11 protein-coding genes are annotated in these 9,422 nt (G+C 72.7%); 1 reads left to right on the top strand and 10 read right to left on the bottom strand.

The genetic code is table 11. The annotated features are described in order from the left end of the window. A partial coding sequence (locus tag EFL26_RS00410; RefSeq protein WP_245999918.1) for an HNH endonuclease signature motif containing protein occupies positions 1-741 on the top strand: 741 nt, incomplete at its 5' end. Between the two features lie 51 nt (positions 742-792). Here the strand turns inward: EFL26_RS00410 and EFL26_RS00405 are convergent. The 10 genes from EFL26_RS00405 to EFL26_RS00360 all read right to left on the bottom strand — a co-directional run bounded on the left by EFL26_RS00405 (position 793) and on the right by EFL26_RS00360 (position 9,415). Then, entirely contained in the window at positions 793-1,641 is an 849-nt protein-coding gene (locus EFL26_RS00405; protein ID WP_123220905.1) for a uracil-DNA glycosylase, read from the bottom strand. Positions 1,642-1,643: 2 nt separating this feature from the next. Continuing rightward, a complete protein-coding gene (locus tag EFL26_RS00400; RefSeq protein WP_245999917.1) occupies positions 1,644-2,747 on the bottom strand; it encodes a YihY/virulence factor BrkB family protein in 1,104 nt (367 codons plus the stop codon). Between the two features lie 4 nt (positions 2,748-2,751). Beyond that, on the bottom strand, positions 2,752-3,693 hold the full coding sequence (locus tag EFL26_RS00395) for a Ppx/GppA phosphatase family protein (RefSeq protein ID WP_123220904.1): 942 nt from the start codon (positions 3,691-3,693) through the stop codon (positions 2,752-2,754). Beyond that, complete coding sequence (locus EFL26_RS00390; protein WP_123220903.1) at positions 3,690-4,214, bottom strand: DUF501 domain-containing protein; 525 nt, start codon at positions 4,212-4,214, stop codon at positions 3,690-3,692. Before EFL26_RS00390 ends, EFL26_RS00395 begins: the two co-directional genes overlap by 4 nt. Further along, positions 4,211-4,663, bottom strand: a complete 453-nt coding sequence (locus tag EFL26_RS00385) for an FtsB family cell division protein (RefSeq protein WP_183407967.1) — start codon at positions 4,661-4,663, stop codon at positions 4,211-4,213. The genes EFL26_RS00390 and EFL26_RS00385 overlap by 4 nt, the downstream gene beginning before the upstream one ends. A 109-nt stretch (positions 4,664-4,772) precedes the next feature. Continuing rightward, the gene (gene eno, locus EFL26_RS00380; RefSeq protein WP_123220901.1) at positions 4,773-6,050 is read right to left on the bottom strand and encodes a phosphopyruvate hydratase; all 1,278 of its coding nucleotides are present in this window, start codon (positions 6,048-6,050) and stop codon (positions 4,773-4,775) included. A 118-nt stretch (positions 6,051-6,168) separates the two neighbouring features. Further along, positions 6,169-7,545 carry a protealysin inhibitor emfourin gene (locus EFL26_RS00375; RefSeq protein WP_123220900.1) on the bottom strand — a complete coding sequence of 459 codons (1,377 nt, stop codon included), beginning with the start codon at positions 7,543-7,545 and terminating at the stop codon, positions 6,169-6,171. A 35-nt stretch (positions 7,546-7,580) separates the two neighbouring features. After that, positions 7,581-8,189: a hypothetical protein gene (locus EFL26_RS24455; protein ID WP_221176777.1), complete on the bottom strand. Its 609-nt coding sequence runs from the start codon at positions 8,187-8,189 to the stop codon at positions 7,581-7,583. Then, on the bottom strand, positions 8,182-8,694 hold the full coding sequence (locus EFL26_RS00365) for a SigE family RNA polymerase sigma factor (RefSeq protein ID WP_123220899.1): 513 nt from the start codon (positions 8,692-8,694) through the stop codon (positions 8,182-8,184). The genes EFL26_RS24455 and EFL26_RS00365 overlap by 8 nt, the downstream gene beginning before the upstream one ends. Before the next feature lie 73 nt (positions 8,695-8,767). Continuing rightward, on the bottom strand, positions 8,768-9,415 hold the full coding sequence (locus EFL26_RS00360) for a hypothetical protein (RefSeq protein ID WP_123220898.1): 648 nt from the start codon (positions 9,413-9,415) through the stop codon (positions 8,768-8,770). Positions 9,416-9,422: the final 7 nt, after the last annotated feature.

Below are 9,422 nucleotides of genomic sequence, written 5' to 3'. Positions count from 1 at the left end.
CTCGACCTCGCCGACGCGATCGACCTCGACGACGCCGTCCGCCGCGGTGCCGAACAACTCGCGGTCCTCGGGAACGAGGAGTCCCTGGATGTTCGCCGGTCGCTGGCGGTCGGGATGCTCGCCCGCGGTGAGCAGTCACTGGAGTTCGACCCTGCGGATGGAGTGGTTTCGGCAGGCTCAACCACCCCGTTGGGCGGCTCAACCAGCCCGAAGGCCCGCGACGTGGTGCTGAACGTGCACCTGTCCGAGGACGCCCTCCGCTCCGGTGACCGCAACGCACCCGCGTGGCTGGAGAACGCCGGCGGGCACCTGGTCACCGCCGGGCAGGTCGCCGACTGGTGTGGGGCAGGCTCCACCACCGGGACCACGAAGATCACCGTACGGCCCGTGCTCGACCTCGCCGAGACCCTGCAGTCCACCGGCTACCAACCCAGCCCCACCCTGACCGAGCAGATCGAGCTGCGCGACCGCACCTGCGTGTTCCCCTGGTGCAACCGCCCCGCGAGAGGCTGCGACAAGGACCACATCATCCCCTGGCAAGAAGGTGGATCGACGTCGAGCGACAACCTCGCTGCCCTCTGCAGACGACACCACCGGCTCAAGACCCACGGCGGCTGGACCTACACCATGGTCGAGCCAGGCACCTACCTGTGGCACAGCCCGCACGGACACACCTGGCTGCGCGACCGCACCGGCACCACCGACCTGAGCCCGCCACCGGTCGAGCCGCCCCACCAGTAGCTGCCCCGCCCCGCACCCGGCACACGCGCCGGGCTCGTGGCATGCCCGCGGCTAGTCCGCCGCGCTCGCCAGCTCCTGGGCGCGCGTGAAGACCGCGTCGAGCATGTCGTGGGTGAGCCGGCCGGTGAAGGTGTTCTGCTGCGAGGGGTGGTAGCACCCGAGGACGGTGAGGTGCCCGGGCCCGCTCAGCGGGATCTCGGTGCCGTGGCCGAACTTCGGCAGCGGGCGCGGCACGGCGTACCCGGCACCGCGCAGGGCCTTGAGGGCCGCCGCCCAGCCGAAGGAGCCGAGGCAGACCACGACCCGGACGGTGGGGGCGACCAGGCGGATCTCCTGCTGGATCCAGGGGCCGCAGGTGTCGCGCTCGGCAGGGGTGGGCTTGTTGTCGGGCGGGGCGCAGCGCACCGCGGCGACCATCCGCGCGCCGAGGAGGGCCTGGCCGTCGCCGGCGTGGACGGAGGTCGCCTGGCGCGCCAGGCCGGTGCGGTGGAGGGACGCGAACAGCCAGTCACCTGAGCTGTCGCCGGTGAAGACGCGACCCGTGCGGTTGCCGCCGTTGGCCGCCGGGGCGAGGCCGACGATCAGCACCGACGGATCCGGGGATCCCCATCCGGCGATCGGCCGGCCCCAGTAGGGCTGGTCGGCGAACGAGGCGCGCTTGCGCAGGGCCACCTCCTCGCGCCAGTCCACGAGACGGGGACAGGCCCGGCACACGGAGACGCGCGCGTCGAGCTCGGTGAGGTCGTCGGTCGCCCTCAGAGCCAGTACGTCGCTCGCGTCGCGCGCCACCGGGGTGTCTGGGCGCGCCGGGTCCTCGGGCCAGCCCGTGCCGGGGGGCACCGGACTGGGGAACGGCTGCCCGGTGAGCGGGTGCGGGCACGGCTGCCCGGGGCCGGACACGGTCAGTCCTCGTCGGGCACCGGCTGCGGCGTCGGACCGAACACCGTGCCGTCGGCCGGATCCCGCGACTCCGGCGCGTCCTGGCGCAGCTCGCGGGCCTCGGCCACCGCTTCGCGCCGCTTGCGCTCGGCCTTGGCCACGCCACGGTCATCGCGCAGCGGGAGCTGGATCGACTCCTCGGCCGGAAGGCCCGCCTGCAGCTCGCGTCCCCGTTCGAGCTCGGCGTCGAGCTCGGCGCCGAACATCAGCGCGAGGTTCGTCAGCCAGAGCCACAGCAGCGCGATGATCACCGCCGCCAGGGAGCCGTAGGTCCGGTTGTAGGAGGAGAAGTTGCCCACGTAGAAGGCGAACCCGAACGACGCGGCCACCCAGACCAGGATCGCCACGAAGGCGCCCGGCGACACCCAGCGGAAGCGCGGCTGGCGCACGTTCGGCGTCATGTAGAACAGCAGCGCCACCGCCAGGCAGACCACGATCGCCAGCACGGGCCACTTCGCGATGTTCCACACGGTGAGCGCGGTGTCGCCGATGTCGAGGGCCTTGCCGATCGACTGGGCGACCGGGCCACTGACCACGAGGATGACGATCCCGACGCTGCAGAGCACGACCGTGACGACGGTGATCAGCAGCTGCAGCGGGCGGAGCCTCCACGCCGGCCGCCCCTCCGGTACGCCGTACACGCGGTTCATCGCCCGGCTGAACGCACCGACGTAGGCCGACGCCGACCAGAGGGCGCCCGCGATGCCCAGCGCCAGCGCGTAGCCGCCGGCCTGCGACGACGAGAGCTGGTCGAGCAGCGTGCTGAGCGAGTCCAGGGTCGAGCCGGTGACCAGCGGGCTGAGCACGTCGAGGATCGTGCTGTGCACCTTGGCGTTGTTCGCGCCGACGACGCCGAGCACCGACACGACCGCAAGGAGCGCGGGGAAGAGCGCGAGCACCGAGTAGTAGGTGAGGGCGGCGGCCAGGTCGGTGCACTGGTCGTCGCGGAAGCCCCGGACCGTGCGCCGGAGGATCTGGAACCAGGACCGCCTGGTCAGCTCGCTGAGCTCGTCGGGCTCGCGGTCCTCCTCGGCCGGGGTGATCCCTCGGCGTACCGTGTCGGTCACCTCGTCAGCTCCCCTCGTCGGCCGAGGCATCCACGCATGCCCAGGCGATGCCGTCGAGAATGTCGGACTCGGAGACCACCAGGGTGTCGACCCCCGTGCGCTGCAGCACGCGGTCGAGGATGAGGCCGCCCGCGGCGATGACGTCGGCCCGCCCGGGGTGCACGTAGCCGAGCGCCTTCCGCTCGGCGACGCTCATCGCGACCAGGGCGTCGACGGTCGCGTGCACGTCGTCGCGGTCGAGGCGGGCGAGGTGGATCCGCTCGCGGTCGTACGCCGCCAACCCGAGCACCCCGGCCGCGACCGTCGTGACGGTGCCGGCCACGCCGACGACGGTGCGCGCCCGGGCCGGGTCGACGACGCACCCGTCGAGCACGGCGTCGACGTCGTCGCGCAGGGCCGCCACCTCCTCGTCGGTCGGCGGGTCGTCGTGCAGGTGTCGCTCGGTCATCCGCACGGAGCCGACGTCGAGCGACTGGGCCACCTCGACGGCGCCGTCCGGGGTGCCCAGGATCAGCTCGGTCGATCCGCCGCCGATGTCCAGCACCAGCACGGGCCCCGGCGCGTCACCGAGCACCCGGGTCACCCCGGCGAAGGACGCGCGTGCCTCCTCGTCGCCGTCGATCACCTCCGGCTCAACCCCCAAGCGCTCGCGGACCCCGCGCACGAAGTCGCCGGCGTTGGCCGCGTCGCGGGCGGCCGACGTGGCGCAGAAGCGCATCAGCTCGGGACGGTGCCGCTCGACCAGCGCGGCGTACTCGTCGAGGGCGGCGAAGGTGCGTGCCATCGACTCCTCGCTGATCCGGCCGGTCCGGTCGACACCCTGGCCGAGCCGGACGATGCGCATCTCGCGGACGAGCTCGGTCATCTCACCGGTCGCCGGCTCGAGGTCGGCGATCAGCAGCCGCAGCGAGTTCGTGCCGCAGTCGAACGCGGCGACGCGGGTCACTCCACCTCCACGCAGGGACCCGCGGCCCACCACTCGCCGAGTGCGTCGAGGACCTCGTCACCGAGCGGGTTGGTACCCCGACCCTGCGCCAGGGCCTGACCGGCCAGGACGTGCAGGCACTTGACCCTCGAGGGCATGCCGCCCGCGGAGACGCCGTCGATCTCGGGCACGCTGTGACCGCTCGCGCGCGCGATCTCGGCGCGGGCTGCCAGGTAGGCCTCATGGGCGCGGCGGTACCCGGCCGCCAGCTGCTCATCCTCGGCGAGCCGGTCGGTCATCTCGCGCATGAGCCCGGACGCCTCGAGGGTGCCGATCAGGGAAGCCGCCCGCGGGCAGGTCAGGTAGAAGGTGGTCGGGAACGGCGTACCGTCCTCCAGGCGCGGCTCGGTCGCGACCACGTCGGGGTTGCCGCAGGGGCAGCGGTGCCCGACCGCGTGGATCGCGCGCGGGGGCCGGCCCAGCTGGGCCTCGATCGCACGCTCGTCGCGGGGCTCGATGCCGCCCTGGTCGTCGGTGCTCACTGCTGGTTCGGCGTGATGCGGGTCGCCGGGGTCGGGGCGACCTTCTTCTCGGGGTGGTCGGCGGCCTCGAGGCTGGAGTACTCCTTGGTCCACCACGCCTTCGGCTTCGCCGGAGCGACCGTCCTGGGGTCGGTGAGCGCGTCGTCGCCGGTCAGCGGCTGCCCGTTCGAGTCGAGGACCTGGTAGCTGGTCTCACCGGGGAGCACCCAGCCGAACCGGGCGCGCGCCTGCGCCTCGACGTACGCCGGGTCCTGCCACCGCCGCCTCTCCCGCTCGGCCTGCGCGATGTCCACCTTCGAGGCGGCGATCCGCTCCCGGAGGCCGTTGATCTGCTCGCGCTGCTGGAGGTAGGCCCGCATCGACGAGGCGTAGGAGACGACCAGCACCGCGAACACCACCACCAGCACAGCTGCACGGTTCGTGAACCGGGCCCGGGGAGCGGGTGCCACCGTCGGCCGCGTGCGCGCCGCCGCGCCCCGCGCACCCGGACGGGTGTTGCGCGGACGGCCCGCGCGGGGCGACGGACGGCGGCTCGGCGGCATCAGGTGGGTCCCGCGATCAGCCCTGGAACCTCGGGAAGGCTCCAGCGCCGGCGTACCGCGCCGCGTCGCCGAGCTCGGCCTCGATCCGGAGCAGCTGGTTGTACTTCGCCACCCGCTCGGACCGCGCCGGGGCTCCGGTCTTGATCTGGCCACAGTTCGTGGCGACCGCGAGGTCGGCGATCGTGGTGTCCTCGGTCTCGCCCGAGCGGTGGCTCATCATGCAGCGGAACCCGTTGCGGTGCGCGAGGTCGACGGAGTCGAGCGTCTCGGTCAGCGAGCCGATCTGGTTGACCTTCACCAGCAGGGCGTTGGCCTGGCCGCCGTCGATGCCGCGCTGCAGCCGCTCGACGTTGGTGACGAAGAGGTCGTCGCCGACCAGCTGGGTCTTGGTGCCGAGCTCGTCGGTGATCGTCTTCCAGCCGTCCCAGTCCTCCTCGTTCAGCGGGTCCTCCACGCTGACGATCGGGTACGACGCGACCAGGTCGGCGTAGTAGGCGGTCATCTCGTCCGCCGACTTGCTGCCGCCCTCGAAGGTGTAGCTGCCGTCGGAGTAGAACTCGCTGGCCGCCACGTCCAGGGCCAGCGCGATGTCCTGGCCGACCTTGAAGCCGGCCGCCTCGATCGCCGTCGAGATCAGGTCGAGGGCGGCCCGGTTGCTGTCCAGGTTGGGCGCGAACCCACCCTCGTCGCCGAGGCCGGTCGCGAGGCCCTGCTTCTTGAGCACCGACTTCAGCGCGTGGTAGACCTCCGCGCCCTGGCGGAGCGCCTCGCGGAACGTCGGGGCGCCGATCGGGGCGATCATGAACTCCTGGATGTCCACGTTGGAGTCCGCGTGCGAGCCGCCGTTGAGGATGTTCATCATCGGCACCGGCAGCAGGTGGGCGTTGGGCCCGCCGACGTAGCGGTAGAGCGGGAGGCCCGCGCTCATCGCCGCGGCGCGGGCGACCGCGAGCGAGGCGCCGAGGATCGCGTTGGCGCCGAGGTTGGCCTTGTTGGGGGTGCCGTCCAGGTCGAGCATCTCCTGGTCGACGAGGCGCTGGTCGGCGGCGTCGAGGCCGACGATCCGCTGGGCGATCTGCGACTCGACCGCCGCGACCGCCTTCTCCGTGCCCTTGCCGCCGTAGCGGTCGCCGCCGTCGCGGAGCTCGACCGCCTCGAAGGCGCCGGTCGAGGCGCCGGACGGCACCGCCGCGCGGCCGAAGCTGTCGTCCTCGAGGATCACCTCCACCTCGACCGTGGGGTTGCCTCGCGAGTCCAGGATCTCGCGGGCGATGACGTCTTCGATGGCGGCCAATTCAGTAGCTCCTGCTGAGGTCCAGATCCGGTGACGCGTCGATCGGACGCGCGAGCGTCAGCCTATCGGGGCGGTGCCGCCATCCCCGGCACCGTCCGACCCCCGGGAGTGTGCGCGGTCAGCGCGTGAGGGTGCGGTCGAACAGGTCGCGGACCTCGGGCTCGAGGGCCGGCTCGGGGATGGTCACGTCGAGCCGCGCTGCCTCGCACCGGACGCCGTAGCAGTAGGCGTCGGGGTGGGTCGGTGCGTCGGCGAGCCGGGCCAGCCGGTCACCGGACAGCAGCGAGCGCCAGTGGGCGGCGTCGTCGTCGGGGAGCTCGGTCAGCCGGAGCGTGCGCTCGCGCACCAGGCCACCGAAGCCGCCGGTGCGGCGCACGGTGAGGTCGTCGGCCCCGTTGGTTGAGGTGCCTCCGGAGGTTTCGAGGCTCGCTGGCGCTCGCTCCTCAACCACCGAAGGAGCCACCCCCACCGTCTTCCACGCGTCGGCGACGGCGGCGGCCTCCGGGGAGTCGTTCCCGAAACGGCTCGTCGCCGCGGCGACGGTCAGGCCGGCGAACGTCGCGAAGTCGCAGTCGGGCCGGATCGACGGGCCGGTGAGCACGTCGTACCAGATCTGGCCGGCGGCCTCCCAGGCGTGGCCGCCGATCGCGACGGCGGCCAGCTGGAAGGCGCGGTTCGGGACGCCGGAGTTGGTGTGCACTCCCCCGTTGTCGTCGGTGGTCTCGACGTAGCCGGACATGTCGGCCGGCTGCGGGTCCTTGCCCAGCCGCGGGTCGTCGTACGCCGTGCCGGGGGCCTTCATCGAGCGCAGCGCCACGCCCTTGACCCCGGGCGCGAGCAGGCCGGCCCCGATCAGCCAGTCGGCCTCGGCCGCCGTCTGGCCGAGCGCGCGCTGCTTGACCAGCGAGCCGAACACGTCGGAGATGCTCTCGTTGAGCGCACCGGACTGGCCCTGGTACGTCAGGCCGGCGGTCGACTCGGTGACGCCGTGGGTGAGCTCGTGGCCGATCACGTCGAGACTGCTGGTGAAGCCGACGAAGATGGTGCCGTCACCGTCGCCGAAGACCATCTGAGAGCCGTTCCAGAAGGCGTTGTCGTAGTTGCGCTCGTAGTGCACCGAGGCCACCAGCGGCAGGCCGTGGTCGTCGATCGAGTTGCGGCCGAACACCTCGTCGTAGAGCCGCCAGGTCTCCCCGAGACCGTCGTAGGCCTGGTTGACGGCCTCGTCGGCGGACGCCGGGGCACCCTCGGCGCGGACCTCGGTGCCCGGCAGTGTGGTGCCGTGGTGGGCGTCGTGGATGGTGCGGCGCAGCACCTTCGCGGCGGCGGCAGCCGCCGCGGGCGCCGGGCGCTCCGGACGGGCGCGCAGCACGCTGTCGCGCAGCAGCGTGCGGCGAGCGTGCTCGGCGAGGTCGGCGTCACCCGACGCGAGGAGGTGCTGGAGGAGGAACGGCGGAACGATGCCCTGGCAGGCGGCCCGAGAGTGGAGATCCATGGCGGCGACGCTACTCCGGACCACCGACGCTGATCTCAGCTCGGCGCGTACTCGAGCTGGAGGTGGTCGTGCTGCTTGCCCCAGGTGAGGTCCAGCGACCAGCAGCCCGCGTCTGGCAGGTCGATGATCGAGGGCCCCGGGCCTCCGTCGACCGTGCGCGTGACCGACCGGTCGGAGCCGATCAGGTGTGCCTTGATCTGCAGCGACCCCTCGGAGGCGACCCGTCCGACCCACAGGATCTTGTTGTTCCGGTCCTGCGCCGGAGGCACCACCAGCGGGTCGTGCTCGGCCCAGAGGATCGCGACGATGTCGCCCCGGTCGCCCAGCACGTAGGGCATGGTCGGATTCGGCGAGCTGAAGCCGGTGGTCGCCCACGCCGGGAGGACCCGAGGCGTGTAGTCCCGGCGGCACGCCTCCGCAGCGCTCGTCGCCGGCGTGCGGTCGGCGACCTTCGCGTTGATCGTCCAGGTCGCTCCCGCGGCCACCACCGCCAGGGCCGCCGCCGCTCCGAGCACGCGCGTCGCGGTCCGCCGACGGACCCGCCTCTCGCCGGCGGCGATGCTGCGGTCGATGATCCCGGGGTCCGGCGCCGGGCTCCGGTCCGCGGTCTGCTCGAGAAGCACGGTCAGGTCGGTCTCACTCATGGGTGTCCTCCCGGGTCGTCGATGCCGCCGACTGCAAGGGCAGGCTGGTGCGCAGGGTGGCGAGCGCACGGGTCGCGCGGACCCGCACGTTGCCGGGGCTCATCCGCAGGGTGGCGGCGACCTCGTCGACCGGGATGTCCTCCAGGTACCGCAGGACGACGATCGCCCGGTCGATCGGCCTGAGCTCGCCGAGCGCGCGGTGCACGTCGACGCGTCCGTCGACGTCCGGAGCGGGAGCCACCACCTCGGGGAGCACCTCCTGCGGGTACTCCGACGAGCTCCGCCTGCGTCGGCTCGAGATGAAGGTGTTCACCAGCGTTCGGCGCGAGTAGGCGACCGGGTCCTCGAGCGGGCGCGAGCGCCAGACGACGTACATCCTCGTGAGCGTCTCCTGGACCAGGTCCTCCGCCGACTGGTGCTGACCGGTGAGCAGGACCGCCGACCGGTAGAGGGCGTCCAGCCGAGTGGCAGCGAAGCTGCGGAACTCACCGTTGCCGGCCGTCATCCGGTCCTGCCTCTCGTCGTCTCGTCACACCTAAGACGCGCCACGCACGCGTGGCGTTACACAGCGCAGGCTGTCAGTTTCCGCCGTCGGCCCGGGTCGGCGCACCACCGTCGAGCGGCACGCGGTAGTCACCCGAGATCCCGTGCACCAGCAACGCGTCGCCCTGGAAGCCGGTGATCGACGGCGGGTGGGCGGCGTACCGGCCGGCCAGGTCGTCCTTGCGCACGTCGCCCATGCCGGCGTACGACGCGACCAGCGGCCGGCCGGTCGTGGCGTCGTAGCCGATCGCGATCGCCAGTGGGGTGCCGTGGCGGTCCTTCGGTCCGTGCTGGAGGTCCACGAACGCGAGCCGTCGGCCGTCGGGCGACGTCACCAGCGACCGCACGTCGGAGTACCCGGTCGCCTGCGCCCGGCCGAGATCGGTGAACCAGAGCTCGGTGGCGTTGCGGAAGAACACGCCGCCCGGCACGACGGCGAGCTCGTCCAGGTGGAGCGGTGCCAGGTGGACGGCGCGGCCGTTCACGCGCAGCACGCTTTCCTCGGCCCGCACCCGGTCACCCGGGTGCACGTGGCCCGTGCCGACGGGAAGGTCGACGAGGTGGCGCGGCACCTCAGGAGGCAGGGTCCGCGTCGGCACCGACCGCGCGGTCTCGTCGTCGGGCGACCCGCAGCCGGACAGGAGCACGAGACCGCACACCAGGGCGACGCCGAGCCGCCTCATTCCGGGC

The sequence above is a fragment of the Nocardioides pocheonensis genome (genome assembly GCF_003725535.1).
GTDB lineage: Bacteria > Actinomycetota > Actinomycetes > Propionibacteriales > Nocardioidaceae > Marmoricola > Marmoricola pocheonensis.
Note: the sequence above shows the minus strand (reverse complement) of the source record. Positions and strands in the feature narration are given on the sequence as shown.